Origin of the sequence: Reyranella massiliensis 521, from assembly GCF_000312425.1 — a bacterium.
Lineage (GTDB): Bacteria > Pseudomonadota > Alphaproteobacteria > Reyranellales > Reyranellaceae > Reyranella > Reyranella massiliensis.
Window position 1 is genome coordinate 5,642,281 of sequence record NZ_HE997181.1, and the last position, 24,483, is coordinate 5,666,763.

The following is a 24,483-nucleotide window of genomic DNA, read 5'->3' on the forward strand; positions in this document are numbered from 1 at the left end:
TACAAGACGCCCACGCACGTGCCGCTGGCCCTTAGTGGTTACGCAACGACGGAAAGTGTTCTTTTTGGCAGTGCCGGCTTTAGCCGGGTCCGGGAAGGAGCTTCTGAGATGGTTGCTTACCGCGCGGGGCGCGTTCCCCGCTATTATGTCGTTAGCCCGGTTGATTCCGGCCGGGCCATGTCAGACACACCTTTCGTGTTCGCTCTGCCGCTGAAGCGGCATCAGACCCCGTCGAGTATCGGCTGACGCATGCCGTCGGTCGGGCGCTGCCCGATCTGACGCCATACGTCCCGTTCGACCTTTGCACTGACAATCTGACGATTTGACGGGGAACCCCCCAGCGATGACCGAGCGTATTTTTCGTTATCTCCGCGAGCAGCAGCCCGAAACCCCGTGCCTGGTGATCGACCTCGACGTGGTCGAGAACAACTACCGGCGCATGCGCGAGCTGCTGCCGGCGGCCCACATCTTCTATGCCGTGAAGGCCAACCCTGCGGCGCAGATCCTGTCGCGCCTGGCTGCAGCCGGTTCGAAGTTCGACACCGCCAGCCGCGGCGAGATCGAGCTGGTGCAGGCCAATGGCGTCTCGGCCGACCGCATCTCCTTCGGCAACACCATCAAGAAGGAAAAGGACATCGCCTGGGCCTATCAGCAGGGCGTGCGCCTGTTCGCCTTCGACAGCGAGGCCGAGCTGCAGAAGCTCGCCCGCGTGGCGCCGGGCGCCCGCGTGTTCTGCCGCGTGCTGGTCGATTGCGGCGGCGCCGAATGGCCGCTCAGCAAGAAGTTCGGCTGCGCACCGGAAATGGCCAAGGACCTGCTGCGCAAGGCCAAGGAGTGGGGGCTCGATGCCTACGGCATCTCCTTCCATGTCGGCAGCCAGCAGACCGACCTCGACCAGTGGGACCGGGCGCTGGCCCAGGTCTCGCAGATGTTCTTCGCGCTCGCCGAAGCAGGCGTGGACCTGCGCATGGTCAACCTGGGCGGCGGCTTCCCCGCGCGCTACCGGGCGGAGGTGAACAGCATCGAGGCCTACTGCGAAGCGGTCGGCCGCGCGCTGGTGCGCCACTTCGGCAACCGCATGCCGGAGGTCATCATCGAGCCGGGCCGTTCCATGGTGGGCGACGCCGGGGTGATCCAGAGCGAAGTCGTGCTGGTCTCGCGCAAGGCGGCCAACGACCGCAAGCGCTGGGTCTACCTCGACATCGGCAAGTTCTCCGGCCTCGCCGAGACCATGGACGAGAGCATCAAGTACCGGCTGCGCACGAGCCGCGACGGCACGCGCGTCGGTCCCGTGGTGCTGGCCGGCCCCACTTGCGATTCCGCGGATATTCTCTACGAGAAGACGGAGTACAAACTGCCTCTGTCCCTCAAGCCGGGCGACAAGGTCGAGATCCTCTCGACCGGCGCCTACACGACGACCTATTCGTCGGTCGCCTTCAACGGTTTTGCGCCGCTCAAGGCGGTCTGCATCTGAACTGACACACTACAGGCGTACGGAACAACGGGGCCTTGAGAAAGGCCCCGTTGCTGTTTATCGACCACCCACAACCATGAAAGGGGGAGCTGAAATGGCGAAGAAGATCGCACGCAAGCCTTCCAGCAAGAAGTATCTCGATTTCAAGGGCCGCATGGTCATGCTTGGCTTCGGCTCGATCGGGCAAGGCGTGCTGCCTCTGATCTTCCGCCATATCGGCATCAAGCCGTCGCAGATCACCATCATCGCCGACGAAATGCGCGGCGGCGAGGACGAAGCCAAGCGCTTCGGCGTCGAGTTCATCAAGAAGCGCCTGACCCAGGCCAACTACCGCCGGGTGCTGGCCGGTCGTCTCGGCAAGGGCGATTTCCTGGTCAATCTGTCGGTCGAGATCGCCTCGACGGCACTGGTCGAATTCTGCCAAGAGCACGGCGCGCTCTACCTCGACACCTGCATTGAGCCGTGGCCGGGCGGCTACACCGATCCGTCGGTTCCGGTGTCGCACCGCTCCAACTATGCGCTGCGCGAGACCCTGCTGAAGCTGAAGCCGCGCTATGCCGGCGGCCCGACGGCGGTGATCGCCCACGGCGCCAATCCGGGCCTGGTCTCGCACTTCACCAAGCAGGCGTTGATGAACGTCGCCCGCGACACCGGCGTGAAGACCAAGGCGCCGACCACTCGCGAAGGCTGGGGCAAGCTCGCCCGCCGACTGGGCATCAAGGTGATCCATGTCGCCGAACGCGATACGCAAGTCTCGCCGATCCCCAAGGAAGTCGGCGAGTTCGTCAACACCTGGTCGATCGACGGCTTCGTGGCCGAGGGCTGCCAGCCTGCCGAGATGGGCTGGGGCACGCACGAGAAGACGCTCCCGCCCGACGGCGCGCGTCACAAGTTCGGCTGCGATGCCGCGATCTACTTGAACCGGCCCGGTCTTCTGACGCGCGTGCGCACCTGGACCCCGATCGAGGGGCCGTTCCACGGCTTCATCATCACGCACAACGAGTCGATCTCGATGGCCGACTACTTCACGTTGCGCGAGGGCAAGCGGGTGGTCTACCGGCCGACCGTGCACTACGCCTACCATCCCTGCGACCAGGCGATCATGTCGATGCACGAATGCGCCGGCAAGAATTTCAAGCAGCAGAAGCGCCAGCGCCTGATCGTCGACGAGATCACCTCGGGCCGCGACGAGCTCGGCGTGCTGCTGATGGGCCACAAGAAGGGCGCCTACTGGTATGGCTCGCAGCTCGACGTCCACGAGGCGCGCAAGCTGACGCCCTACAACAACGCGACCTCGATCCAGGTCTGCGCGCCGGTGCTCTCGGGCATCATCTGGGCGCTCGAGAACCCGGAGCGCGGCGTCGTCGAAGCCGACGAACTCGACTTCGAGCGCAACCTTGAGATCTGCATGCCGTATCTCGGCCCGGTCGTCGGCAAGTACAGCGACTGGACTCCGCTCGAGGGCCGTGCAGCGCTGTTCCCCGAGGACCTCGACCGCAAGGACCCCTGGCAGTTCAAGAACTTCCGCGTGGTCTGATAAAGCATTAGAATTACGGGAGAATTTCTCCTGATTTCGGCGGTGCGTCGGTCTGGCCTAGTTGCTTCTAGGTTCTGATCACGCACCGCTTTTCATTTGTGGGCCTAATTAAGGTTGCCACTGTAGCGCGAGGTATTCATTGGCGGCTTGTACTGCCCCGCCGCACTGCCGCTAAGGCGATCGAGAGCCTGCTCTCATCGTCTACGGTCTTAGTTGGCCATAGGCCTTGTCCAAACCGTCTTGAGGTCGACGCCAAGTCTTGGTGCGCGCTCGTCAATCCGGAGGTCGGAAGCGGCGAAAGGAAAGGCCGCCCGCGAGAAGGTGGCAACGCGTGAGCCGATTATTGATACCAGTACAAGCAAGCTCCTAGTCGAGCGCAAAGCGCGACACGCCGTTCAAGGAAATCGAGGATATCGGTCGCTCTCCGACCCCTGACCGTCACCGCACGCCGAAAGCAGGCACTGTGCAGGGCCGGGCGACAAGGGCCGCCGCCGATAGGCGAGGTTTCGACGCTCCTTCGCCACACATGACCGCCGGCGTGGCTCTTTTGGTGCGAAGGACTAGAATTTACACATGCCAACTGCGATTAATGGTTGGCTCACGGGGGAGATTGAGATCTTGAACGCACTTCGTTCGTTTGCTTTTGCACTATCGTTGGCTCTCGCGTTTGTGGCTTCAGCCCAAGCCCAAACGCCGGCAACCCCTGCATCGCTGCCTGCGGGTCTGTCGCAACAGCAGTTTGACTCGCTGGTCGACGCGATAAGCAATTCGGTTACGGAGAAGTTGAAGGTCGACCAAGCGAATACGCCAGCGGCGGCTCCCGAACCTGCTCCCGCGGCTTCCAGTTCCAAGTCCAAATCGAAGGCGCCACCGCCTCCCAAGATTGTTCATGTCGAGCCCAAAGCAGGACCCGATCCATTCGTCGCCTTCATCGACGGTACGACACGGGTCGTGCGGGCCCTGCCGGCCCTCGGCGACCATCTCGCGCTGATTCCATCCCTACTCGACCAGCGAGAAACAGGGGGGCGCGGCACGTCGACCTTCCTATTGTTGCTAGGCGCTGTGGCGGTTGTCGCGGTGGCCGCCGAAGCGGTGTTGCGCCTATTGCTACATCGCTTGCGCGCACGGCTTGCAGCAAATGCTGTACCGGAGAACGGCGTTCCATCGCTTCTCTACCTCGCGGGTCTTGCCGTGTTGGATGGGCTCGGTGTCCTCGTCGTCTGGTTGGTCTGCAATGCCGCCACAGGAGCCTGGTTTACGGGTGCCACAGGACAAGACAAGCTGGCCGCTGCTGTTCTAGCCGGCATCTTTTCTTGGCGGCTGTACGTCTTGCTGTTCCGTATCGTGCTCCAGCCGGAACTGCCGGCGGCGCGGCTCTGCGCGGCAGGTAATCACGAAGCGAAGACCATGTACCTGCGAATTGCCGCGGTGATGTTGGTCATCGTCTTCATGCGCATTCTCAACCAAGTACTGACGGCCATCCGCACTCCTCAAGATGCGATTGCTACCTTCCAAGTGATCGCCGGCCTGATCTACCTGGCGACATTCCTGTGGTTGGCATATCGGTCGCGGCGGGCCGCGCAGCAGTGGTTCGGCGGCCTTGGTGAGCTTGCACCACTGATCGGCGGCGTTGGTCGCAAGTGGATTCCCATTGCGCCGCTGTTCTTCACCGCTCTGGGTTTGACGCTGATCTACGGCGCCGTGTCGGGCTACATGTTCGTCGGGAAGGCGATGATCCTGACGCTGAATCTCGTCGTCGGCGTACTGATTTTCGAGACGCTGATGCAGGCTCTTGTCCGACGTCTCGATTCGCAGCTCGCCGGCAAGACGCCGGCCGGGGACGTTCCCAAGCTGCCCGACGTCGTGGCGCGCTGCATCCGCGTTGCTGTTCTGATCAGTGTCGCGGTGATGATTGCCGAGAGCTGGGTCGTCCAGGTGCTTGGTCTAGTCGATGCAAGCGAATGGGAGCAGTTGACACGGTCTTCGCGCACTGCAGGCGTCACCTTGTTCGTGGCTTTCGTTGCTTGGGAGCTCTTCAAGTACATGACTGAGCCCTATGTCGGCAGAAAAACCAAGGATGCCGCGCAGGCAATTGCCGACGGCGACGCGAATGCAGGACCGGCTTCCCGGCTCAGCACCATGATGCCGCTGATACGGCGGACCGCGGCTGTGCTGATCATCCTGATTGCTGTGATGATTGCCCTACAGGATTTTGGCATCAACATCACGCCCTTGATCGCCGGTGCCTCTGTTTTCGGAATCGCGATTTCCTTCGGCAGCCAAACGCTCGTCAAGGACATCGTATCGGGTCTGTTCTACCTCTCCGACGATGCCTTCCGCGTTGGCGAGTATATCGACTGTGGCAAAGCCAAGGGCACGGTCGAGGGCTTCACGCTACGCTCGATCAAGCTCCGCCACCAGAACGGCCAAGTACACACCATTCCGTTCGGGCAGCTCGGTCAGATCACGAATTTCAGCCGCGACTGGATCACGGTGAAGTTTAACTTGCGCTTCGCCCGCGATACGGACATCGAGAAGCTGCGCAAGGCATCCAAGAAGATCGGTGCTGAGATGATGGAGATGCCCGCCATCGCCAGTCAGATTCTGGCACCGTTCAAGATGCAAGGCGTTGCCGACATCGCAGGCAATGCCTTGGTGGTGCGGTTCAAGTTCACGGCAAGGCCCGGCAATCCTGCGGCGATCCAGCGAGAAGCCTTGAAGCGCATGTTCAGCACTTTCCCTGCAATGGGCTTCGAGTTCGCCAAGGAAGGAGCCAATGTCGTGCTGCATACAGCGCCGTCTTCCGGAGAGGCACAAACCGAAACGTCTGCGGCCATGCAACCAGCCGGGCCTCAGACTCCCGTTCCAGTGGCTGCCAGTTGACGCGCTTGTCTCTGTCGCACGAACGATCTCGACCAGCGAGAAGTCCCGAATCTTGAGGAACTCAAGAAGTCAGACCGATGGCTCGGTGCGAACCTGCGGGACATAGGACGGTGTCCCGTAGGCGCCAATCGGATAGATGGGGCCTTCGCGGGTGTCTGTCCGAAAGTGGAGGGTGTTCATCTCCCTCCTTGGGCAGCAATCCGGTTGCTCCAGTAAATCGCCGACACCGCGTTGCATGATGGCCAGCGTCTCGCCCTCCTTCGTGTCGTGGCGTCGCGGCTCCGGAATGGTTGCTGTATGATCGCGCGCAGATTGGAGTTGCAGGATCATGACAAGACTGCCTCGTCGATACGTTATGCAATCGGTTGCAGGCGGGGCGTCCGGTGCCTTGGCAGGCGCGGCGATGACAGGGGGGGCGGTCCAGGCCCAGCCGGCCGGCTACGATCCCAGTGCGATGGCGGCGGAGATTTCGGCGCGATTGTTCGCTCAGGATGGGCTTGTCCGTCCCGTGCCGACCGAGCCCACGGTCTCCGACCTCGCCAGGGGCCTCGATCGCACGCTCGTGCTGGGTGGTGGCGGAGAATACTACATCGCCTGGTACTGCGGATTTTTCCATGGGCTCTACGAGCTCGATGTCGATCTCAACGTGGCGGAGATGATCGTGGGCACGTCGGCTGGCGCTTATGCTGGCTCTGCCTTGTCCTCCGGCCACTTCGCCCGCCTGCGTCGGGAGTTCGAATTCTTCGGCCGCTTTCCCGGCCTGTTTGCCAAGCTGGCGCCGGTCACCAGCCCCAATGCCAGCCAGAAGCGGGCGCAGGAGATCAACTTCAACGTCAAGGACGGAAGCCCGGCGTCGATACGCGCCATCGGTCTGGCCGCGCTGGCCGCCGACAACCGGCTGAACGGCGACGGCGTCGAGCGTCTTGCCTGGATGCTGACGGGCGACAGCCGCACCGATTGGCCGGTGGCCAAGATGCATACGACGGCGAACGATTGCTACACGGGCGAGCGCCTGGTCGTCAGCCAGGCCGTGGCGCGCAAGTACGGCATTCCCCTGGCGCACGCTGCGGCGGCGAGCTCGTCGCTTCCGGGCGTGATGGGTCCCACTTTGCTGGGGCAGCGCTATTGCATGGATGGCGGTATCTCGCGGACCTGGGCCCATACCGACGTCGTTGCCGGATCGAAGCGCGCGCTCGTGATCACCTTGACCAACGGATACGAAGGGGCGCTGCTCAGCGGCATTCCCCACAACATCCATGACGAAATGAAAGCGCTGGAAGCGACCGGGACCAAGGGCATGCTCATCATCGCCGGCACGCCTCCCGGTGTTAATCTTCTCGATCCCCGCCAGATCGAACCGGCGCTGAAAGCGGGCTACGAGCGCGCCAAGATCGAAGCACCTAAGATCAAGTCATTCTGGGCATAGGTCATTTCTTGCGAGCCACGATGTAAGGGCGATTGTCGGTGCCCTTCGTGGCGTGGTTCTCCGTGGCGAGAATGTCAAAGCCAGCGGCACGTATGTGCTCGATCAGCGTGGTTGCCCGAAAGACGCCTGCATAGGGCGCGACGCCGATCGCGCGCATCGGGGGCAAGGCAAGCCGGAGAAGCGGGTTCATGTCCCCGACGCAAGGTGTCTTGGAAATGAACAGGCCCTCTGTCGCAAGCAAGCCGTGGATGCGGAGCAGCGTGCCCGGCAGGTCGCGGACCAGATGGAGATAGTTGAAGCCCAGGACCGCATCGAACGGCGCGGTCTCGGGCGCAATCGCTTCGGCGGTCGCGGCCCGGAAGGCGAGGGACGGGATCGGAGTCGCGGTGTGCTTCTCGTTGGCGATCGCGATCATGCCGATGGAAACATCTGTCGCGAGATAGTCTCGGACGTCACTGGCGAGCCGGAGCGCCGTCGTTCCCGTGCCGCAGCCCAGTTCCAATACCCGATCGCCTGATCGCAGGAGGGCGCGGGTCCGCGCCACCGTGCGTTCATATCCGGCCTGATCCGAGATCGCACTCCTGGCGTATTTCCGTGACGACCGGTCCCAGAAACGCGCGTCGCTCGATAGACCCATGCTGCTTGTTCCCCGAATTTGCGATGCCGCTCTCCACTGCTCTTGCAGCCTTGGCGCGGCGCCGGAATCCCAGACGTCGGCGCATCCGCCGACGGCGTCCTAGAAGATGCAATCCGCCCGCGTGGCCGGCCGAATGGGATCGGCAGGCATGTCGAGGCGACAGTGATAGTCGAAGGCGGCGCGATAGGGCTCTGCGATACGCGCCTTCGCCTGAATGGGAAGGACGAAGCGGCCGCTGCGACGGTCCACCTGCTGCCGGCCATAGCCGATATTGGTGCCGTCGGCGAAGTAGGCATCGAAGAAGGAGTGGCCGGCGGTCGAGGTGAACTCCACGATCAGGATGGCGCCATCGAGGCACTCGAAGCGCGGACCGCTGCGCAGGACGCCTGTTTCCGTTGCTTTCCCCGAAGGTCCCGCGATCGTCCAGCGCGAGCCTGTCGGGGTGCGCGAGGATTCCGCGCTCAGGACACCGCAGCTCAAGGCGTTCGTTGTCGCGCCGATCGCGGATTGGCCGTGGGCTTCGGCGGCGAGGGCAAAGGTCGCCAGGAGCAAACCGGCCGCCCAACTCGTTTGGAACAGACCGTGGCGCCTCGCTTCGCCTGCGCGCTTCAGATCATTCATCTCCACCCGCTCCCCGCCCGCAACATGCGCGGGACCTGTCTAGCTCTTAGCCTCATTTCGCCTGCGCAAAGGAGTCCTAACTTTTGCGACGGGCGTGGCGCAGATCACGAAAGGAACACAGGTCCAATCTATGCGTTGATGTCTACTTCGCCCGCTTAGAGAGGAACCTAGAATGAAATATGCTGCCGTGATCGTGGGATTGAGCTTGGCCATTGCCGGATGTGCGCAGTTCGGGCAATCGGGGCAATCCGGGCAGCAGCAGGCGGCGCTCTCCAGGCCGATCAGCCAATCGGAGATCGATTGGTCGAAGCGAAGCGGCAGGAACACCGTGAGCGGCCTCGCCGTGATGAAGTCGACTAATGGCGAAAGCCACAGCTGCGCGGGACAGTCGGCGAATCTGATCCCGGACAGCGCCTATGCACGGGCGCGAATGGAAGCGATCTTCGGAAGCACGGATCGGGGTATGCGCGCGGCGAGCCGCGGTGCGGTCAAGTTCGAAAGGGACGACCCGCTCTATGTCTCGTCGTTGCGCACGACCCGGTGCGACGCGCAGGGCAGCTTCTCCTTCGCACAGGTGCCCGATGGCATCTGGTACGCGACCACCAGCATCAAGTGGCAGGGTACCTCTCAGGTCGAAGGCGGATCGGTGATGCGCCGCGTCGATGTGCGCGGCGGCCGGCTCGTGAAGGTGATGCTGCCTTAGCGGCCGGGGATCAGTTCCGGTTCACCGATATCAACGGCAGGTTGAAGCTGGCGCTTTCCCCCTGGATGTCAGGGGGCAGAGGCGAATAAGGCGAGCCGGCGCGAACGCCGGCCAGCACGCCCTGGTCGAATTCAGGAACGCCACTCGAGCGGATGACCTCGACGGCGAGCAACCGTCCGTTCCGGGCTATGGTGACGCGCACCACGGTGGTGCCGCGGCTGGCCTTTGTGTTCGCTTGGTAGCGGTAGCCCTGCAGCTTCATTGCGACCTGCCAGAGGTAATTGTCGGCGGCCCGCGCGCGATTGTAGGCGTCGGCAGGGTTGACGAAGTGCGAAGTCGTGGGCGCTTCCTTGGGGTTGGGCACGGCGGGCGCACGTCGCTGCTCGCCGGGTGGGAGCGGCGAGGGACGCACGTCCCGCTGCTGCCCCGCCGGCGGTCGTGCAGGCGGTGGCGGTGGGGTGGCCAGGGCTTGCTGCTCCGGTGGCCTTGCCGCCGGTGATGGCGTGGGGGTGGGCGTCGGCTTGGGTGGCTCGGCGACCGGAGGTTGCGGCGGTTGGGCCTGCAGGGGCGGCAGATCGTCCGGCGCGGGCGGCTGTGGTGCGGAGGCCTTCTTGTCCGGTGTCGCTGCCGGGGGCACTTGCGTCGCCTTGTCGGCCGTGGTCGCGGCCGGCGGCTTCAGCCCCATATCCTCGGGGGGGCGGGCCGGCTTCGGTTGTTGCGCCTGCTTCGGGGGCGGCGGAGGTGGTGGCTCCGGCGGCTTGGGCTGCTCGAGCGAAACCTCGATGACCTCCTCGACCGGCGCGGGCGTCGGCCGATTCTCGATCAACCAGAACAGCGCCGCCACGACCAGCCCATGCAGCAACATTGCGAGCGCCAGCGCCACCGGAGACATCCGGTCGGAGCGATACGAGGAGGCGCTGGCGGCATGGGCCACGGGTGGATCGGTCCTGCGATGGCGATCAACGAGACTTGGCCGCCGGATCGGAGGCGGCCGGATCGAGGCTGGTATGGCGCATGGCGGCGGCAAGGAAGATGCGACGAGATCTCATCCGGCTCTCACTCTGGGCGCGACACCTGCCGGCGGCCCGGCAATGGCGCCGCCGGGCCGATCCTACGAGGATGTCTCCTAGAAGAAAATGAACGTGAGCAGCACGAACAAAGGCAAAAGGATGGCACAGGACCAGCCCATGTAGCCGAAGAAGCTGGGCATGCGGATGCCGGCTTCCTCGACCACCGCCTTGACCATGAAGTTGGGGGCATTGCCGATGTAGGTGTTGGCGCCCATGAACACCGCGCCGCAGGAAATGGCCGCCAAGGTGCTGGCGAGTGCGCCCATCAGAAGGTCGGGGTCGCCGCCGGCCAGGTTGAAGAAGACAAGGTAGGTTGGCGCATTGTCGAGGAAGCTCGAGAGGATTCCTGTCAACCAGAAGTACCAGACGTTGAGCGGCTGACCATCCGGCCCCGTCACCAGCGAGACCAGCGGCGCCAACACGCCATCCGAGCCGGCGCGCAGGATGGCCAGGGCCGGCGCGATGGTGACGAAGATGCCGGCGAACAGCTTGGCGACTTCTGCCATCGGCCCCCAGGTGAAGGCATTGTCGGTGCGTATCCTGCGGCTCGTCAGCTTGAGCGACAGGCCGATGACGGCAATCAGGGCGAGGTCGCGCAGCACATGCTGAAGCTCCAGCGGGACATGATAGAGCGTGAAATGCACGCCGGGCTTCCAGGAGCCGCTCGCCAGCACAATGCCCACCACGACCGCCAGCAGGATGATGTTGACGCCACCTTCGATGCGGATCGGCGACTCCGGCGTCGGATCGGGCTTCTTGCGGCCTTCCTTGCGGTACCAGTAGCTGTCGACGGCGTAGAAAAGCGTCAGCAGGACGATGGCGCACAACAGCATCTCGCTGAAGAGATATTCCGTCGTCCAGAAGAAGCTCACCCCCTTGAGGAAGCCAAGGAACAGCGGGGGATCGCCGAGCGGTGTCAGCGCGCCACCGACGTTCGACACCAGGAAGATGAAGAAGACGAAGACGTGGATCTTGTGGCGCCGGTCGTCGTTGGCGCGGATCACCGGCCGGATCAGCAGCATCGACGCGCCGGTCGTGCCCATCCAGCCGGCCAACACGGTACCGATGGCCAGCAGCGCGGTATTCATCGACGGCGAGCCATGGAGGTTGCCGCGGATGTGAATGCCACCCGTCACCGTGAAAAGTGCCGTCAGCAGGACGATGAAGGGAATGTAGTCGAGTAGGAGCAGGTGGACGACTTCATAGAGTGCCGTCGGCACGCCATGGAGTGCGGCGAGGGGCACGATCACCAGGGCAGCCCATGCCGCCGAAACCTTGCCGAAATGGTGGTGCCAGAAATATGGCGCAACGAGCGGCATGATCGCAATGGAGAGCAGGATGCCGACGAAGGGCAGCATCCATGACAGATCGAGATGGCGTCCATCGATCGCGGGCGTTCCGGGGCCGGCGGCCAGTGCGGGCATGGCGAGGCCGAGCGCGAGCACGGCCCCGAGGGTGAGTGGACGACCAAGTTTCATGAGGATCACGCGATGTAAGTTGCCGATACGCCGCCATCGACGGTGAGCGTGTGGCCATTGACGTAGGCCGCTGCGGGCGATGCTAGGAAGACGGCGGCGCCGGCGATCTCCCAGGGCTCGGCCCATCGTTTGGCCGGGCAGCGGGCGCGCATGCGCTCGCCGGCCGTCGAAGCGATCAGCGCTGCATTCGTCTCGGTCGCAAAGAAGCCCGGAGAAAGCGCATTGGAGGTGATGCCCTTGGCGCCGAACTCCGCGGCGAGAGCCCGGGCCAGCGCGGCGAGTCCCGCCTTGGCCGCGATGTAGGAAGAGGCGCCGGGCGCGGCGAGATCGGCGGCAATCGAACTCACGAGGATCAGCCGGCCCCAGCCGCGCTCGACCATGCCGGGCAGGAGATGGTGGATCAGGGCCTGGCCGGCCGAGAGGTTGGTGTCGACCAGCCGGGTGAAATCGTCGGGCTGGATTTCGGCGAAGGGCCGCCGGTCGCGCTCGCCGACATTGTGCACCAGGATGTCGATGGGGCCGGCCGCCGTGACCTCGGCGGCCATCGCCGCCCGGTCGGCCATCTCGAAGGCCAGGGCATCGGCTTCGTGGCCGGCGGCGCGTAGCTCGGCCAGCCGCGGCGTCAGCTGCTTGTGCGACCGACCATGGAGGAGGACGTGGGCGCCGGCTTCGGCCAGGCCCTTGGCCATCTCCCAGCCGAGGCCACGGGCCGAGCCTGTCACCAGGGCGGTGCGGCCATCGAGGCGGAACTTGTCGGGAAAAGTCGACATGGCGGGAGGACAGGGCCGATCTGTTGGTCTATTGCGACGCCCGAGTTAGCTTTGGATGGGGCCATGCTGCAACTGCCTAAAGTCGTCGGCCACCGCGGTGCCATGGCCTATGCGCCTGAAAACACGCTGGAATCCTTTCGCGAAGCGCATCGGCGCGGCGCGACCTGGGTCGAGATCGACGTCAAGCTGACGTCCGATGGCGTGCCGATCGTGATGCATGACGATTCGTTGAAGCGGACCACGGGCGTCGACCGGCTGGCGGCGGAGACGCCGGCGGCCGAGCTGCCGGCGTCGGTGCCGACCTTCGAGCAGGCCATCGCCTGCTTCGGCGAGCTGGGGCTGGGCTGCAACGTCGAGATCAAGCCTTGCAAGGGCCGCGAGGCGGAGACGGCGCGTGTCGCCGTCGCCACGCTGCGCCGCCTCTGGCCGATCCGGCTGCCGGCGCCGCTGCTCTCGAGCTTCAAGGATGCCTCGCTAGCGGCAGCCCGCGAAGCGGCGCCGGAATTTGCGCGCGCCCTGTTGATCGACGAGCTGAGGGACGACTGGCGGGGGCGCGCCCTGGCCGTGGAGGCGGTGGGCATCAACACCAACGGCAAGCGGCTGACGGCCCCCCGCGCCGTCGAGATCAAGCAGGCCGGCTACCTGCTCAGCACCTATACGATCAACGACCCCGACGTCGCCCGGGTGCTGGTCGCCATGGGCACGGATTGCGTCATTACCGACGCGCCGGATGTCATCCTGGCGGCGCTCGCCCACTAGTCGACCATTTTGGGGGTTGCCTTCGCATTACAGTCTTGGTGGACTGTCATCAGACTGAAACAAATCAGACACATCGCAGTCTTGTCGCCCGCCGATACAACGGCGGGCTTCATTGGGAGGTTTTTCGATATGACACGGATTCTTCTGTCTTCGGTCGCCGCGGCGGCTGTCCTGGCGAGCGCGCCTGTGGCGTTTGCCCAGACCGAAATCCAGTGGTGGCACGCGATGGGCGGCAACCTCGGGGATACGGTCAACGCATTGGCCGAGGGCTTCAACAAGTCCCAGAGTGAGTACAAGGTGAACCCGGTCTACAAGGGTTCCTATACCGAGACCCTGACGGCCGCGATCGCGGCCTTCCGCGCCAAGCAGGCGCCGCACATCGTGCAGGTCTTCGAGGTCGGCACGGCCAACATGATGGCCGCCAAGGGCGCGGTCTATCCGGTCTATCAGCTCATGGCCGATGCCAAGGAGCCGTTCGACCCCAAGGCCTATATCGGCCCGGTCTACGGCTACTACTCGACGACCGACGGCAAGCTGCTGTCGATGCCGTTCAACTCCTCGACGCCGGTGCTCTACTGGAACAAGGAGCTGCTGCAGAAGGCGGGTCTCGATCCTAACAAGCCGCCGAAGACCTGGCCTGAGCTGGGCGAGATGGCCAAGAAGGCCGTCGCGGCCGGCGCCAAGTGCGGGTTCACCCCGCAATGGCAGACCTGGACGATGATCGAGAACTACGGCGCCTATCACAATCTGCCGTATGCGACGAAGGCCAATGGCTTCGGCGGCATCGACATCGAGCTGAAGTTCAACGATCCCGCCCGCATCAAGTTCATCCAGATGCTGTCGGACTGGACCAAGGACAAGACGTTCGTCTATGGCGGCCGCGAAGGCAAGTCGACGGCGCTGTTCAACGCCGGCGACTGCGCGTTCCATATCGCCTCGTCGGCCACCGCCTCGGCGATCGACAAGGCGCTGGGTTCCGGGAAGTACGGCATCGCCATGATGCCCTATTCGCCGGATGTCATCGCCAAGCCGCAGAACTCGATCATCGGCGGCGCCACCCTGTGGGTGCTGCAGGGCAAGCCGGCAGCGGAATACAAGGGCGTTGCCAAGTTCCTAAGCTATCTCGCCAGCACCCCGGTGCAGGCCAAGTGGCACCAGGAGACGGGCTACGTGCCGGTCACCCTGGCCGCCGCGGGAGTCACCGAGAAGGACGGCTTCTACAAGAAGTTCCCGGGCCGCGAGATCGCGGTGCAGGAGCTGACGCTCAATCCGCCGACCGAAAACTCCAAGGGCCTGCGCATCGGCAACTTCGTGCAGATCCGCGACATCGTCGATGGCGAGCTCGAGGCCGTATGGTCCGGCAAGAAGGACGCCAAGACGGCACTCGACGACGCGGTGAAGCTCGGTAACGAGCAGCTCAAGCGTTTCGAAGCGGCGAACAAGTAAGTTCGGGAGAAGCCCCCGTCCGGAAGGGCGGGGGCTTCCTCTTTCCGGCATGGAAAAGCGGGTCACTTTCAACGAGCGCTGGCTGCCGTACCTTCTGGTGGCGCCGCAGATCGTTATCACTCTGGTGTTCTTCTTCTGGCCGTCGGGCCAGGCGATCTACCAGTCGGTGCTGATCGAGGATGCCTTCGGCGGCAACTCCAAGTTCGTCTTCCTCGACAATTTCATCCATCTGTTCAACGACCCGGGCTACTACGACTCGGCGCGGCTCACGCTCGTGTTCAGTGCGCTGGTGGCCACGCTGGGGCTGGGCATCTCGCTGCTGCTGGCCGTGATGGCCGATCGCGTGATCCGCGGCGCCACCGCCTACAAGACTTTCCTCGTCTGGCCCTATGCCGTCGCGCCCGCGGTGGCCGGCGTGCTCTGGGGGTTCCTGTTCAATCCCTCAGTCGGCATCGTTGCCTGGGTGCTGCAAGGCGTCGGCATCGAATTCAACTACGTCACGAACGGCAATCAGGCGCTGATGCTGGTGGTGATCGCCGCCGTCTGGAGCCAGATCAGCTATAATTTCCTGTTCTTTCTGGCCGGCCTGCAGTCGATCCCGAAGTCGCTGATCGAGGCTGCCGCCATCGACGGCGCCGGGCCCGGCCGGCGCTTCTGGGACATCATCTTCCCGTTGCTCTCGCCCACCGGGTTCTTCCTGCTGGTCGTGAACATCATCTACGCCTTCTTCGGCACCTTCGGCATCGTCGATGCGCTGACCAAGGGTGGCCCGGCCAAGTCGACCGAGATCCTGATATTCAAGGTCTACAACGACGGTTTCCGCGGCCAGGATCTCGGCGGGTCCTCGGCGCAGTCGGTGATCCTGATGATCGTCGTCATCCTGCTGACCGTCGTGCAGTTCCGCTTCATCGAGCGCCGGGTGCACTACTGATGGTCGAGAACCGCCCGTTCCTTACCGCGTTCAGCCACTTCGTCGTTCTGCTGGGCCTGGTCATCGTCGCCTTCCCGGTGTGGATGACCTTCGTCGCTTCGACCCACGACCAGCAAACCATGCTGCAGTCGCCGATTCCGCTCCTGCCGGGCGGCCAGCTCGTCGAGAACTACACGCGCGTCATCACCGAGGGCTACGGCAAGGTCGGCAGCGTGCCGGTCTGGCAGACGCTGACCAACAGCCTGATCATGGCGCTCGGCATAGCGATCGGGAAGATTGCGATCTCCATCATCGCGGCCTTCGCCATCGTCTACTTCCGCTTCCCGCTGCGCATGACCTTCTTCTGGGCGATCTTCGTGACGCTGATGCTGCCCGTCGAGGTGCGCATCGTGCCGACCTACGGCGTCGTCGCCAATCTTGGCATGCTCGACTCCTATTCGGGTCTCATCATCCCGCTGATCGCCTCGGCGACGGCGACCTTCCTGTTCCGCCAGTTCTTCCTCAGCGTTCCCGACGAACTCACCGAGGCGGCCAGGGTCGATGGCGCATCGCCGATGCGCTTCTTCTGGGACATCCTGTTGCCGATGAGCCGGACCTCGATCGCGGCGCTGTTCGTGATCCAGTTCATCTACGGCTGGAACCAGTATCTCTGGCCGCTGCTGATCACGACCAAGGAGAGCTTCTACACCGTCGTCATGACGGTCTCGCGCCAGGCCAACGTGGTCGATTCGGTGCCGAGCTGGAACCTGCTGATGGCTATGGCAATGCTCGCCATGCTGCCGCCGGTGCTGGTCGTGGTGTTCATGCAGCGCCAGTTCGTGCGCGGACTTGTCGAGACGGAGAAGTAGACCATGGCGCAAGTCCATCTGCGCGGCGTCAAGAAGAGCTACGACAAACTCGAGGTCATCCACGGCATCGACATGGAAATCGCCGATGGCGAGTTCATCGTCATCGTGGGTCCCTCGGGCTGCGGCAAGTCGACCTTGCTGCGCATGGTCGCCGGCTTGGAACGCATTACGGGCGGCGAGATTGCGATCGGCGACCGCGTCGTCAACGAGCTGGAGCCCAAGGATCGCGACATCGCGATGGTGTTCCAGAATTACGCGCTCTACCCGCACTTCAGCGTCTACGAGAACATGGCCTACGGGCTGAAGATCCGTGGCCTCTCCAAAGCCGAGATCGACCAGCACGTGCAGAAGGCCGCCAAGATCCTGGAGCTGGGGGCGCTGCTGCAGCGCCGTCCGCGCCAGCTCTCGGGCGGCCAGCGCCAGAGGGTCGCGATGGGCCGCGCCATCGTGCGCGAGCCGGCCGTGTTCCTGTTCGACGAGCCGCTCAGCAACCTCGACGCCAAGCTGCGCGTGCAGATGCGGCTTGAGATCAAGCGTCTGCAGCGCGAGCTCGACGTCACCTCGATCTACGTCACGCACGATCAGGTCGAGGCGATGACCCTGGCTGACCGGCTGATCGTCATGAACGCGGGCGTCGCCGATCAGATCGGCACGCCCATGGATGTTTACGAGCGGCCGGCCTCAGTCTTCGTGGCAGGCTTCATCGGTTCGCCATCGATGAACTTCCTGGCCGGGAAGGTGACGGCCGACCGTCGCGCGGTCGATCTCGCCGGGACCGGCGCACAGCGCATCACGTTGCCGCTCGGCCTACCGACGACGGCCGCGGCCGGCGCGCCCGTGGCGCTGGGCGTCCGGCCGGAGCATCTGCATCCCGATCCTGATGGTGCACTGGAGTTCGAAATCGAGCTAGCCGAGCCGCTGGGCGCCGACACGCTGCTGCATGGCCGGTTCGGCGAAGCGCGCGAACTGGTGACGGTGCGGCAGGGCGGGCACATTCAGGCCAGACCCGGCGAGAAGCGCCGGTTCAAGGCCGAGCCCGGCCATCTGCACGTCTTCGATTCGCAGACCGGCAAGCGGATCGCCGACGCTTGATGACGGCGGCAACGACATTGTGGGGCCGCATCGAGCTGGGGGACCGCCCGCGCATCGGCATGGTCGACGGCGAGACGATCCGTCTGCACGAAGGCACGCTGTTCGCGCCCGGTCCGGCGACCGGCGAGATTGTCGCCGTTGCCGACGCGCATTGGCTCACGCCGACCGAGCCCACCAAGATGGTGGCGCTGTGGAACAACTTTCGGGCCGCGGCGGACAAGAACGGATGGGCAATTCCGACCGAGCCGCTCACTTTCCTCAAGGCGCCCAACTCCTATGCCGCGCATGGCCAGGCGATTCGGGTGCCTCGATCCTATGAGGGGCGGGTGGCCTACGAGGGCGAGCTGGGCATCGTCATCGGCAAGACCTGCGAAGCGGTTTCGGTCGCGGAGGCCGCCGACCATATTCTCGGCTACACCTGCGTGAACGACGTCACGGCGCTGGAGCTGCTGCATCGCGATCCGAGCTTCCCGCAATGGACCCGTGCCAAGAACTTCGACACTTTCGGAGTCTTCGGCCCGGTCGTGGCCACGGGGCTCGATCCGCTGACGCTCACCATCCGGACGTTGGTCAACGGTCGCGAGCGGCAAAACTACCCGGTCACCGACATGGTCTTTCCACCAGCCGAGCTGGTTAGTCGGATTTCACAGGATATGACGCTGGTACCCGGCGACGTGATCGCCTGCGGGACCTCGCTCGGCGTCCTGCCGATGAGGCCGGGCACCGTGGTCGAGGTGGCGATCGACGGCATCGGCGTGCTCCGCAACGTTTTCGGGGCCCCGCCTGGCTGAACGACCAATGACGCTTGCCTCTTGATTCTGTTTTCGGGATATCTCGACCATGGCTGATTCGGACGAAGACCACTTTCTCGACGGGCTTTTCGAGAACAATCGGACCTGGGCGAAGCAGGTGGAGCAGAACCATCCGGGCTTCTTCGACAAGCTCGCCAAACAGCAGGCGCCGCGCGTCCTGTGGATCGGCTGTTCCGACAGCCGCGTACCGGCCAACGAGATCATCGGGATGCTGCCGGGCGAGGTCTTTGTCCATCGCAATGTCGCCAACCAGGTGATGATGGTCGACTTCAATTGCCTGGCCGTCCTGCAGTACGCCGTCGAGGCACTGCGCGTGCGCCATGTCATCGTGTGCGGACACTATGGCTGCGGCGGCGTGAAGGCCTCGTTGAAGAACCACGAGCTTGGGCTGCTCGACAACTGGCTGCACGGCATCAACATGCTGGGCCGCCGCCATCACGACCAGATCACCGCCCTGCCGCACAAGGCCGAGCAGGTCGACGCGCTTTGCGAGATCAATGTCATCGAGCAGGTCCGTAACGTCTGCCGGACTTCGATCGTCCAGCATGCCTGGCGCCGTGGTCAGGATCTTTCGGTGCACGGCTGGATCTACGGGATCCAGGACGGGTTGCTGCACGACCTCGACGTTACGGTGAGCGAGGCCAAGGTCGTCGAGGAGACGCTCGCTGCGGCAATTGCGGCTCCCCGGTTGGTCCACAAGGACGAACGCCGCTGATGGGGATTGAACAGACGGTGGCCCTGGCGAAGGGGCTGCTTCAACAGCTCTTCATGTCGTCGGCGCCGACGCAGCTTCTGGTCTTTGTCGTCCACGGGCTGATCGTCTACGCCATTGCCTTCGCTTTCCTGTCGTACTTCAACCGCAAGCCGGAAGTGCTGCAATGGACGCCGGTGGCGCCGTTCTTTGCCGCTGTCTCGATGGTGTTCGCACTGTTTCTGGCTTTCCATGCGGCCGACATCTGGACGCATAAGCGGGAGGCCGAACGTGCCTTCATCCAGGCCGGCTCGGCAATCAAGCGCTTCGACGAGATGGTCGGACCGACACAGCTCAACATCCCGGAGGCGCAGCGCGAACTCGGACGCTACGTGAAGTACGTATTCAAGGACGAATGGCGCAAGAATCGGAACCAGAAGGGCAGCGATCGCGCCGAGGGGGCGTTCCGCAACCTGCAGAGCATCGTGCTCCAGGCCACGCAAACCCTACCGGCACCCACCGCGAACCAGCTCAATGCGCTGATGAACGACATTGCGCGGACGCGCTCGGACCGGCTGTGGATCGGCGGCAACCATACGGAGGTTTCCTCCTGGTTGGCCGTGATTCTGTTGGGCTTCCTAACCCATCTCGCCGTGGCGTCCGTCCATTTCGACCGACGGCGCGCCGGTGCGGTTGCCTTGGCGTTGCTCGCCTCGACGACGACCGTTGGCTATTGGTCGCTGGGGATCGTTGCCGATCCCTATCGTCACTCCGGCCAGCTCAACCCGTCGGCCTGGATCGACAACCTGCCCGAATAGGGCGTCTCGCGAGTACCCAGCGTAATGCTCTTCTGCACCTACAACATCCACTACGGCGTCGGCGCCGACGGCAAATACGACGTGGCGCGCATCGCCGACGCGGTCTCCAAGGCCGATATCATCTGCCTCCAGGAAGCCGTCTCCGGCTGGCCGCAGGCCAACTTCGCCGATCAGACGGCCGAGATCGCCCAGCAGCTCAATCGCTACCACTGGTATCACGGGGCCATGGAAGCGGACGCGAGCGCCGTCGGCGCCGACGGAAAGATCGTCAATCGCCGCCGGTCCTTCGGCAATGCGGTGATCTCCCGTTGGCCGATTGCCTGGGCACGCGGACACCTTCTGCCCAAGGAGCAGCTCGTCGGCTGCTTCGACCTGCAGCGCGGCTTCGTCGAGGCGGCAATCGACGCGCCCTCCGGTCCCTTGCGGGTCTACAGCGTGCATTTCAGCCATGTCGGACCGCAGCAGCGCCTGCCGCAGGTCCGTGCCCTGATGGATACGGTCCTCAACGCCGAGCGTGTCGGTCCGACCTGGGACAGTGCTGCGGGCGACATGTTCATGTTCCAGGAGCGCCGCCCCGATGTCCCGCGGTCGGCCATCGTCGGCGGTGATTTCAACTTCACGCCGGCCCATCCGGAATATCCGCTGGTCTGTGGCGAGATGAGCGTCCACGGCCGTCTCGGCACGACCATGCATCTCGCCGACGCCTGGACTGCCGCGGGCAACAGCGAGGAAGGCGTCGAGTCCTTCCCCAACGAAGGCCGCATCGACCATGTCCTCGTCACGCACGATCTGGCGCCTAAAGTGAAGAAGGCCTGGATCGGCCACGGCATCGTGGCCTCCGATCATTGGCCGCTGTTCGTCGAGTTCGATCTCTAGTCCCTAGAAGGCCATGATCAGGATGAAGCCCAGGGCGTTGGTGATGACGCCCGAAGGTGCCCAGTCGACCTGGCGCACGAGGTAGGGCTCGACGCTGATGTGCTTGTCGATCGGAAGGGTCACACCGAGGGTCAGCCTGTAGCGAGCGAATTGACCATAGCGCGTATCGAAGAACACCTCGGCCGAGGTGTAGGGCGTGAAGGTATAGTTATCGATCGTGAAATCACGCTGGACCTGCAGCCGCTCGCGCAGGCGCACCGCGAAGCCACTGTCCAGCCAGCGGAAGTCCTCGCGCGTGCGGGCGACGATCACCTTGTCGGGGAGATAGAGCCGGAACGTCTGCTCCAGGAGCAGGCGGTTCTCGTTGTAGGCGCCGCCTTCGGTCGAGGCGCCATGTCGGTAGCCGATCCGGCCGAGAAAGTAGTCGGCGAACTGGTGCTCGAAGGTGAGCCCCTGTTCGGCCTGGTAGGTCGTGTCGCTGGCGCGATTGCGGCTGAGCGAGCCCATGAGGATCGCGCGTGACTTGCGATCGTCGAACCAATAGTGGATCTGCGCTTCCGGCCAGAATTCGTTGGATTCCTCGGCGCGCGCGCTCGATGCGGATGCCGCGGTAGCGGCCAGGAACAGCGAAGTGAGCGTTCTAGCCGCCCGCCGCATGGCGTACGATGCAGCGGAAACCGACATGGCTGGTCGTGGTGTCGACAGCCTCGGCGTGGCGTGCCGCTGGCCGGTATCGCCGACAGTAACTCGGTGCGCAAAGATGCGATCCGCCCTTCAGCACCTTGCGCGGGATCTGGATCTGCGGCTGGCGCGGATCGTAGCTCGCTTCTACCGGACCGCCGCGCGGATTCTCAGGCACGCAGCAGGCCTTGGCGGCATCGGTGGGGTGCTTCGAGGAGTACCAGTCGGTCGTCCATTCCCAGACATTGCCGATCATGTCGTAGACGCCGTAGCCGTTCGCAGGGTAGGTCCTGACGGGTGACGTCCGCGCATAGCCGTCTTCGCGGCTGTTCTCGTGCGGGAAAGCCCCCTGCCAGGTGTTGGCCATGTGTCGGCCCCCCGGCGTGAGCTCATCCCCCCAGGCGAATTCCGCGCCCTCCAGGCCGCCGCGCGCGGCGAACTCCCACTCGGCTTCGGTTGGCAGCTCCTTGCCCACCCACTTGGCATAGGCCTCGGCGTCCCTGAAGGCGATCTGGACGACGGGATGGTCGTCGAGCCCGCCGATATGGCTGCCCTTGCCGTAGGGCCGCCGCCAGGTCGCGCCGAAGGTGAAGCGCCACCACTGGCTCCAGTCGACGAGATCGACGGGCTTGCTCGGTGGCGTGAAGACGAGGCCACCCGCTTTCAGCATCTCGGGCCGGGCGCCGGGATAGTCTTTCGGGTCGGGAGCGATCTCGGCCCAGGTCACGTGGCCCGTCGCCTGGACAAAGGCGCGGAACTGGGCGTTGGTGACCGGCGTCGGATCGATCCAGAAGCCGTCGACCGTCACGGTGTGCACGGGCTTTTCTTCTGGGTAGTGATTGTCCGAGCCCATGCGGAACGTGCCGCCGGGAATGCGGATCATGTGGGAATGCAGGGCCGCACCGGCCGGGTGCATGTCTGCCATGCCAAGCTCCATATCCTGCTTCCCTGCACGTTGCCAACTCGTGCAGGCTGCAGACTTGCGACCGTTGAGGCCGCTCTATGATGCCACGCCCGTCCGCGACAGCCGCTCTGAGTCTCGCGGCTGGTCAGTTCACGCCCTGCGGCGGGGACATCAGCTTGTCGAGAACGCCCTGCATGTTGAACGAGCCCGGCTTCTGACGCGGCGGGAACTCGGCCAGCGTCTGGAGATAGCGCCCGACATACGTCTGCGCCGGCACCAGCAGGAAGATACGGTCGATGCGCCAGCGGGCGTAGCCCATGCCGTCATGGTCGGCGCGCTCGAACGGATCGGCCTTGAGGTCGAAGAGCTTCGGCACACGCAATGTCACCATCGGGTCCTGCCAGACATCGAAGCCATGGCTGCGTTGCTCCATGAACGCCAGCTTCCACTTGTCGTAGCGCAGGCCGGCCAGCCCGCCATCGTCGGTCCAGTAGAAGAACTCCTTGCGTGCGCTGCCTGCGCCATTCTTCAGCAGCTCGCGCTGGTCGTAACCGTCGAGATGGACCTTGAAGGTCTTGGCGCCGAAGGTAGCGCCCTGCTTGAGCTTGGCTGCCAGGTCGGTCTCGCCCGCGCCAGCCAGCAAAGTCTGCATCCAGTCTTCGGCGGAAAACACTTCGTTGATCTCGGTACCCGGCTTGACCAGGCCGGGCCAGCGCACCATTGCAGGCACGCGGTAGCCACCTTCCCAGTTGGTGTTCTTCTCGCCGCGGAACGGCGTGGTGCCACCGTCCGGCCAGCTCATGACTTCGGCGCCGTTGTCGGTCGTGTAGATCACGATGGTGTTGTCGGCGATCCCGAGCTCGTCGAGCTTCTTCAGGAGCTGGCCGACATGGCCGTCATGTTCGACCATGCCGTCGGCGTAGACGCCGAGACCGGTCTTGCCTTCGGACTCCTTTTTCAAGTGCGTCCAGATGTGCATGCGGCTCGAGTTCGACCAAACGAAGAACGGCTTCTTGTCGCGATTGGCCCGGTCGATGAAGTCGAGAGATGCGGCGAGGAACTCTTCGTCCACCGTCTCCATGCGCTTCTTCGTGAGCGGCCCGGTATCTTCACACTTCTGCTTGCCCCACTTGCCGAAGCGCGGGTCCTCGCCCGGTGTTTCGGTAGGGGTAGCGACGCACTTCAGCACGCCGCGCGGCCCATACTTGGGCTTGAAGGTCGGATCCTTCGGATAGTCGATGTTCTCAGGCTCTTCCTCGGCATTGAGGTGGTAGAGGTTGCCGAAGAATTCGTCGAAACCATGCACTGTCGGAAGGAACTCGTTACGGTCGCCGAGATGGTTCTTGCCGAACTGGCCGGTTACGTAGCTCATCGGTTTCAGGAGGTCGGCGATGGTCGGATCCTTGTCTGACAGGCCTTCCGGAGCGCCGGGCAGGCCGACCTTCAACAGGCCGGTACGAATGGGCGATTGGCCCGTGATGAAAGCGGCACGTCCTGCCGTACAGGATTGCTGGCCGTAATAGTCGGTGAAGATCGCGCCTTCGCGCGCGATTCGGTCGATATTGGGCGTCCGGTAGCCCATCATCCCACGGTTGTAGGCGCTGATATTCCAGAGACCAATGTCATCACCCATGATGACGAGAATGTTGGGTCTGGCCGGCGTCTGCGCGTTGGCTGGCGGGACGCCGCCCGATATGCCGACGCATAGCGCCGCTGCGGACAGCATGCGGCCGAATTTGCCCTTGGTCATCGGTTTGCCTCCAGATCGAAGTATGCGTGCAAATTCTTCTGAACATCGATGCAAGACAACGCCACAGACGATACGGTTCGCGAATGGAAATCGACCTCAAGTTGCTGCAATACGCCGTCGTCCTCGCCAAGCACAGGCATTTCGGGCGGGCAGCCGCGGCACTGCGCATCAGCCAGCCTACACTTAGCCGCAATATTGCAGCTCTCGAGAAGCAGTTGGGCCTGCGCGTCTTCGAAAGATCACGCCGGGATGTCGTGGCGACGCCGGCTGGCGACG

Annotated in this window: 23 protein-coding genes and 1 pseudogene; 15 read left to right on the plus strand and 9 right to left on the minus strand. The window is 63.9% G+C overall.

Annotated features, from left to right (window positions below; all coding sequences use genetic code 11):
* Window positions 1-343: 343 nt before the first annotated feature.
* From BN60_RS27585 to BN60_RS27595, 3 genes are all read left to right on the plus strand, one after another.
* Window positions 344-1,474, plus strand: coding sequence for a type III PLP-dependent enzyme (locus BN60_RS27585; protein ID WP_020699430.1), 1,131 nt, complete (start codon window positions 344-346; stop codon window positions 1,472-1,474).
* A gap of 94 nt (window positions 1,475-1,568) precedes the next feature.
* Window positions 1,569-3,011: a homospermidine synthase gene (locus BN60_RS27590; RefSeq protein WP_020699431.1), complete on the plus strand. Its 1,443-nt coding sequence runs from the start codon at window positions 1,569-1,571 to the stop codon at window positions 3,009-3,011.
* A gap of 618 nt (window positions 3,012-3,629) precedes the next feature.
* On the plus strand, window positions 3,630-5,894 hold the full coding sequence (locus BN60_RS27595; RefSeq protein ID WP_215905946.1) for a mechanosensitive ion channel family protein: 2,265 nt from the start codon (window positions 3,630-3,632) through the stop codon (window positions 5,892-5,894).
* A 69-nt stretch (window positions 5,895-5,963) separates the two neighbouring features.
* Here the strand turns inward: BN60_RS27595 and BN60_RS27600 are convergent, their stop codons facing one another.
* Complete coding sequence (locus BN60_RS27600; protein ID WP_020699433.1) at window positions 5,964-6,224, minus strand: hypothetical protein; 261 nt, start codon at window positions 6,222-6,224, stop codon at window positions 5,964-5,966.
* 73 nt (window positions 6,225-6,297) lie between these two features.
* On the opposite strand from BN60_RS27600, the gene BN60_RS27605 reads away from it, so the two are divergent.
* Window positions 6,298-7,320: a patatin-like phospholipase family protein gene (locus tag BN60_RS27605; protein WP_020699434.1), complete on the plus strand. Its 1,023-nt coding sequence runs from the start codon at window positions 6,298-6,300 to the stop codon at window positions 7,318-7,320.
* A gap of 1 nt (window position 7,321) precedes the next feature.
* Here the strand turns inward: BN60_RS27605 and BN60_RS27610 are convergent, their stop codons facing one another.
* Both BN60_RS27610 and BN60_RS27615 read right to left on the minus strand, forming a co-directional pair.
* The gene (locus tag BN60_RS27610; protein WP_043284405.1) at window positions 7,322-7,957 is read right to left on the minus strand and encodes a class I SAM-dependent methyltransferase; all 636 of its coding nucleotides are present in this window, start codon (window positions 7,955-7,957) and stop codon (window positions 7,322-7,324) included.
* Window positions 7,958-8,056: 99 nt separating this feature from the next.
* Window positions 8,057-8,578 (minus strand): hypothetical protein, encoded by a 522-nt coding sequence (locus tag BN60_RS27615; RefSeq protein WP_020699436.1) that lies wholly within the window; start codon window positions 8,576-8,578, stop codon window positions 8,057-8,059.
* A gap of 187 nt (window positions 8,579-8,765) precedes the next feature.
* Here BN60_RS27615 and BN60_RS27620 point away from each other — a divergent pair, with 187 nt between their 5' ends.
* A complete protein-coding gene (locus tag BN60_RS27620) occupies window positions 8,766-9,281 on the plus strand; it encodes a hypothetical protein (RefSeq protein ID WP_148283540.1) in 516 nt (171 codons plus the stop codon).
* Window positions 9,282-9,291: 10 nt separating this feature from the next.
* On the opposite strand, the gene BN60_RS31725 is transcribed toward BN60_RS27620, so the two are convergent.
* The 3 genes from BN60_RS31725 to BN60_RS27635 form a co-directional block, all read right to left on the minus strand.
* Window positions 9,292-10,215: an energy transducer TonB family protein gene (locus tag BN60_RS31725; protein WP_086002699.1), complete on the minus strand. Its 924-nt coding sequence runs from the start codon at window positions 10,213-10,215 to the stop codon at window positions 9,292-9,294.
* Window positions 10,216-10,407: 192 nt separating this feature from the next.
* A complete protein-coding gene (locus BN60_RS27630) occupies window positions 10,408-11,829 on the minus strand; it encodes a sodium:proton antiporter (protein WP_043287044.1) in 1,422 nt (473 codons plus the stop codon).
* 5 nt (window positions 11,830-11,834) lie between these two features.
* Window positions 11,835-12,599, minus strand: coding sequence for an SDR family oxidoreductase (locus tag BN60_RS27635; RefSeq protein ID WP_020699441.1), 765 nt, complete (start codon window positions 12,597-12,599; stop codon window positions 11,835-11,837).
* Between the two features lie 63 nt (window positions 12,600-12,662).
* On the opposite strand from BN60_RS27635, the gene BN60_RS27640 reads away from it, so the two are divergent.
* From BN60_RS27640 to BN60_RS27680, 9 genes are all read left to right on the plus strand, one after another.
* Window positions 12,663-13,358, plus strand: coding sequence for a glycerophosphodiester phosphodiesterase family protein (locus BN60_RS27640; protein ID WP_020699442.1), 696 nt, complete (start codon window positions 12,663-12,665; stop codon window positions 13,356-13,358).
* Between the two features lie 129 nt (window positions 13,359-13,487).
* A complete protein-coding gene (gene ugpB, locus BN60_RS27645; protein ID WP_020699443.1) occupies window positions 13,488-14,804 on the plus strand; it encodes a sn-glycerol-3-phosphate ABC transporter substrate-binding protein UgpB in 1,317 nt (438 codons plus the stop codon).
* Window positions 14,805-14,853: 49 nt separating this feature from the next.
* Complete coding sequence (gene ugpA / locus BN60_RS27650) at window positions 14,854-15,735, plus strand: sn-glycerol-3-phosphate ABC transporter permease UgpA (RefSeq protein ID WP_020699444.1); 882 nt, start codon at window positions 14,854-14,856, stop codon at window positions 15,733-15,735.
* Window positions 15,735-16,583: a sn-glycerol-3-phosphate ABC transporter permease UgpE gene (gene ugpE, locus BN60_RS27655; protein WP_020699445.1), complete on the plus strand. Its 849-nt coding sequence runs from the start codon at window positions 15,735-15,737 to the stop codon at window positions 16,581-16,583. Before ugpA ends, ugpE begins: the two co-directional genes overlap by 1 nt.
* Window positions 16,584-16,586: 3 nt before the next feature.
* Window positions 16,587-17,675, plus strand: a complete 1,089-nt coding sequence (locus BN60_RS27660) for a sn-glycerol-3-phosphate import ATP-binding protein UgpC (RefSeq protein ID WP_020699446.1) — start codon at window positions 16,587-16,589, stop codon at window positions 17,673-17,675.
* Complete coding sequence (locus BN60_RS27665; RefSeq protein WP_020699447.1) at window positions 17,675-18,466, plus strand: fumarylacetoacetate hydrolase family protein; 792 nt, start codon at window positions 17,675-17,677, stop codon at window positions 18,464-18,466. The genes BN60_RS27660 and BN60_RS27665 overlap by 1 nt, the downstream gene beginning before the upstream one ends.
* Window positions 18,467-18,515: 49 nt before the next feature.
* Window positions 18,516-19,202, plus strand: coding sequence for a carbonate dehydratase (gene can / locus BN60_RS27670; RefSeq protein ID WP_020699448.1), 687 nt, complete (start codon window positions 18,516-18,518; stop codon window positions 19,200-19,202).
* Window positions 19,202-19,996 (plus strand): bestrophin-like domain, encoded by a 795-nt coding sequence (locus BN60_RS27675; protein WP_020699449.1) that lies wholly within the window; start codon window positions 19,202-19,204, stop codon window positions 19,994-19,996. Before can ends, BN60_RS27675 begins: the two co-directional genes overlap by 1 nt.
* Before the next feature lie 24 nt (window positions 19,997-20,020).
* Window positions 20,021-20,872: an endonuclease/exonuclease/phosphatase family protein gene (locus BN60_RS27680; protein WP_020699450.1), complete on the plus strand. Its 852-nt coding sequence runs from the start codon at window positions 20,021-20,023 to the stop codon at window positions 20,870-20,872.
* A gap of 3 nt (window positions 20,873-20,875) precedes the next feature.
* On the opposite strand, the gene BN60_RS27685 is transcribed toward BN60_RS27680, so the two are convergent.
* From BN60_RS27685 to BN60_RS27695, 3 genes are all read right to left on the minus strand, one after another.
* Window positions 20,876-21,556, minus strand: coding sequence for a DUF2490 domain-containing protein (locus tag BN60_RS27685; protein ID WP_083856318.1), 681 nt, complete (start codon window positions 21,554-21,556; stop codon window positions 20,876-20,878).
* Window positions 21,513-22,478: a formylglycine-generating enzyme family protein gene (locus tag BN60_RS27690; RefSeq protein WP_202949846.1), complete on the minus strand. Its 966-nt coding sequence runs from the start codon at window positions 22,476-22,478 to the stop codon at window positions 21,513-21,515. Before BN60_RS27690 ends, BN60_RS27685 begins: the two co-directional genes overlap by 44 nt.
* A gap of 124 nt (window positions 22,479-22,602) precedes the next feature.
* The gene (locus tag BN60_RS27695) at window positions 22,603-24,207 is read right to left on the minus strand and encodes an arylsulfatase (protein WP_020699453.1); all 1,605 of its coding nucleotides are present in this window, start codon (window positions 24,205-24,207) and stop codon (window positions 22,603-22,605) included.
* Window positions 24,208-24,290: 83 nt separating this feature from the next.
* Between BN60_RS27695 and BN60_RS31880 the strand changes: the two are divergent.
* Window positions 24,291-24,467 (plus strand): annotated as a pseudogene (locus BN60_RS31880) (LysR family transcriptional regulator); the annotation flags it as partial.
* Window positions 24,468-24,483 lie beyond the last annotated feature (16 nt).

Bases quoted from the DNA above. Each gene is read 5' to 3' on its own strand.
- BN60_RS27585 (WP_020699430.1), top strand. From the start codon at position 344: ATGACCGAGCGTATTTTTCGTTATCTCCGCGAGCAGCAGCCCGAAACC.
- BN60_RS27590 (WP_020699431.1), top strand. From the start codon at position 1,569: ATGGCGAAGAAGATCGCACGCAAGCCTTCCAGCAAGAAGTATCTCGAT.
- BN60_RS27600 (WP_020699433.1), bottom strand. From the start codon at position 6,224: ATGATCCTGCAACTCCAATCTGCGCGCGATCATACAGCAACCATTCCG.
- BN60_RS27605 (WP_020699434.1), top strand. From the start codon at position 6,298: ATGACAGGGGGGGCGGTCCAGGCCCAGCCGGCCGGCTACGATCCCAGT.
- BN60_RS27610 (WP_043284405.1), bottom strand. From the start codon at position 7,957: ATGGGTCTATCGAGCGACGCGCGTTTCTGGGACCGGTCGTCACGGAAA.
- BN60_RS27615 (WP_020699436.1), bottom strand. From the start codon at position 8,578: ATGAATGATCTGAAGCGCGCAGGCGAAGCGAGGCGCCACGGTCTGTTC.
- BN60_RS27630 (WP_043287044.1), bottom strand. From the start codon at position 11,829: ATGAAACTTGGTCGTCCACTCACCCTCGGGGCCGTGCTCGCGCTCGGC.
- BN60_RS27635 (WP_020699441.1), bottom strand. From the start codon at position 12,599: ATGTCGACTTTTCCCGACAAGTTCCGCCTCGATGGCCGCACCGCCCTG.
- BN60_RS27640 (WP_020699442.1), top strand. From the start codon at position 12,663: ATGCTGCAACTGCCTAAAGTCGTCGGCCACCGCGGTGCCATGGCCTAT.
- ugpB (WP_020699443.1), top strand. From the start codon at position 13,488: ATGACACGGATTCTTCTGTCTTCGGTCGCCGCGGCGGCTGTCCTGGCG.
- ugpA (WP_020699444.1), top strand. From the start codon at position 14,854: ATGGAAAAGCGGGTCACTTTCAACGAGCGCTGGCTGCCGTACCTTCTG.
- ugpE (WP_020699445.1), top strand. From the start codon at position 15,735: ATGGTCGAGAACCGCCCGTTCCTTACCGCGTTCAGCCACTTCGTCGTT.
- BN60_RS27660 (WP_020699446.1), top strand. From the start codon at position 16,587: ATGGCGCAAGTCCATCTGCGCGGCGTCAAGAAGAGCTACGACAAACTC.
- BN60_RS27665 (WP_020699447.1), top strand. From the start codon at position 17,675: ATGACGGCGGCAACGACATTGTGGGGCCGCATCGAGCTGGGGGACCGC.
- can (WP_020699448.1), top strand. From the start codon at position 18,516: ATGGCTGATTCGGACGAAGACCACTTTCTCGACGGGCTTTTCGAGAAC.
- BN60_RS27675 (WP_020699449.1), top strand. From the start codon at position 19,202: ATGGGGATTGAACAGACGGTGGCCCTGGCGAAGGGGCTGCTTCAACAG.
- BN60_RS27680 (WP_020699450.1), top strand. From the start codon at position 20,021: ATGCTCTTCTGCACCTACAACATCCACTACGGCGTCGGCGCCGACGGC.
- BN60_RS27685 (WP_083856318.1), bottom strand. From the start codon at position 21,556: ATGTCGGTTTCCGCTGCATCGTACGCCATGCGGCGGGCGGCTAGAACG.
- BN60_RS27690 (WP_202949846.1), bottom strand. From the start codon at position 22,478: ATGGCAGACATGCACCCGGCCGGTGCGGCCCTGCATTCCCACATGATC.
- BN60_RS27695 (WP_020699453.1), bottom strand. From the start codon at position 24,207: ATGACCAAGGGCAAATTCGGCCGCATGCTGTCCGCAGCGGCGCTATGC.